Here is a 1,772-nt window from a genome sequence, read left to right on the forward strand (position 1 = left end):
GGCGCTTCGGGCAAGATGACCTCGTACTCGTCTTCGCCTTGTTTCTCCGCCTTGAACTTGGTGCTGCCGATCTCGATTTCGATCTGCGCGTCACGCACCGGACGGTTGTCACCGAAGCGGTCAAGGTAAAGCGTGATCTGCTTTCCGCTGAGAACGCCCACAAGTTCATAGGTCTCGGACACTGCGGCAAAACGTGGGAGCGCCTGGCCAACGGTCGCGGGAGCGGCGTCACCATGGTCATGGCCTTCGCCGGACCAGGCGGGCCATGCTGAGAAGAGGGCCGCACACAAAAGTGCAACCGGAATTTTTGAGTGTTTCATGGAGGGTTTCGTAAGTGAATGGAATGACGGCACGGCAGGCGCATCCAGGACGGGTTACTGGGGCAGAAGACCGAGGGACTGGCGCCAGGCGGAGATTGCTGCCGCGAGCTCGATGCGGTTGCGAGCCGCCTGCCGCTCAGCCTCGGCGGCCTCCGCCTCGATGCGCAGCCGCGTTGGCAAGTCGGTCTCGCCCAGCCGGAAAGACTTGTCGAAAAAGCCGCGCGACTCGCGAGCCAACACGACGCGTCGCTCGGCCGCAGCAAGCTGGCTACGAGACGCATCCACCCGCACCCTGGCGGCTTCACGCTCTGCGGCCAGACGGCCACGTTCCAGGCTCAACTGGGCTTGGATTTCAGTGGTGTCTGCGAGCGCGTTGGCTGTGCGAACATCGTGTCGTGGGCCACCGCCAAAGGGGATGCGCACACCAACCGCGAGAGTCTGCTGGGAGGTTTCGCCGAAACCACCTCGGTCACGTGTGGGCGTTAGCGTCAGCTCCGGGTTGACGCGAGTTTGGACAGCGGTCAGTGCCGCTGTCCGCTCAGCGACTGTGGCTTTGGCTTTCAGTTCTTGCAGAGCGGCATTCGCTTCAACGTCGGCCGTGGCCGCGCTGGCGTCCGGCTCTGAAACGGCGTCAGTGGCCTCATTCGCGAGAGGGGCTGCGCCCGCAAGTGCATGCAGTTGCTGTCTGGCTGCTGCGAGGTTGACCTCCGCTTGCGCCATGTTGGCTTCCGCGCTGGCCACGGCGCCGTCAGCCTGGTGTTGGTCGGCTCGCGCCAAATCGCCAGCCCGTACTCGCCTGATCACGTCAGCAGCGAGGCGTCGGCTGTTGTCCAGTTGATCGCGGGCAATATCGACATCGATGCGTGCACGCTGCCACTGCCACCAGGTTTCGCGGACAGTGGCGGCGATACGCAGTTGCGCGGCTGTGGCTCGGCTCTCAACGGCCGCGCCCTCTGCCTCAGCCAGTGCAGCACTGCGGCTGCGCTCGCCAGGCAGCCACAGCGGCACAGAGACGCCCACCTCAAGCTCTCGTGCGCCCTGGTTGCGGTTGAAGCGGTCGGTCTTGTATGCGAGCTCCAGGGCAGCAGATTCAGGCGTCCAAGCCTGAGCGGCATTTTGTTGCGCGCGTGCTGCATCACGTCGCGCCTGCAAGGCCATTGCCTCGGGTTGGCGTGCCCAGGCGGCTTCAAAAACCTGCCTCAGATTCAGAGGCGCCACCGCAGGTGCGGGCGTTGCAATCGCCAGGGGCACCTGTGCTTGCGCGGCCACGCTGCTGAAAACCGCTGCTGCCAATACGCTGGCACGCAGTCGCCAAATAGTCGTTCGATATCCCAATGTCATCCGATACTCCAGTGTTGAAAACAAACCCCGGGAGATCGGCAAGCAGCGACCAGAGGGTCGCGTCGAACCTGGTGACACCGCATTCTGCGACGCACACCCAGGCGCGAACGG

The 1,772-nt window shown here is 63.9% G+C and carries 1 protein-coding gene and 1 pseudogene; both read right to left on the reverse strand.

Annotated features, from left to right (window positions below; genetic code table 11):
* Positions 1-320 (reverse strand): annotated as a pseudogene (locus tag Q8M88_RS04210) (hypothetical protein); the annotation flags it as partial.
* Between the two features lie 54 nt (positions 321-374).
* Positions 375-1,661: a TolC family protein gene (locus Q8M88_RS04215; protein ID WP_305594997.1), complete on the reverse strand. Its 1,287-nt coding sequence runs from the start codon at positions 1,659-1,661 to the stop codon at positions 375-377.
* Between the last annotated feature and the right edge of the window lie 111 nt (positions 1,662-1,772).

It is taken from the genome of Phenylobacterium sp. (assembly GCF_030693805.1).
Classification (GTDB): Bacteria; Pseudomonadota; Alphaproteobacteria; order Caulobacterales; family Caulobacteraceae; genus Phenylobacterium.